At 49.3% G+C, this 268-nt stretch carries 1 rRNA gene; it reads right to left on the bottom strand.

The features are described from left to right. Positions 1 to 79: ribosomal RNA gene (locus AC5RV6_RS16960) — 16S ribosomal RNA — on the bottom strand; the annotation flags it as partial. Between the last annotated feature and the right edge of the window lie 189 nt (positions 80 to 268).

Here is a 268-nt window from a genome sequence, read left to right as displayed (position 1 = left end):
CTGGGCATCATCGTTCGACTTGCATGTGTTAAGCACGCCGCCAGCGTTCATCCTGAGCCAGGATCAAACTCTCCGTAAAAAACTACAGACACAACACTGTGAACCGGGGAAAACCAGCCCGCAATGCTGCCTAAATTCGAAACCAGCTAAAAGACCGATCCCACCGCACGGGGGTGCGGCAAACCGGCCAAATAACCAATCAAAATAATTGGTATCAATAAACTTGGCACACTATTGAGTTCTCAAACAACAGACACATCCGGCCTAC

The organism is Arthrobacter saudimassiliensis (genome assembly GCF_059090665.1).
Note: the sequence above shows the minus strand (reverse complement) of the source record. Positions and strands in the feature narration are given on the sequence as shown.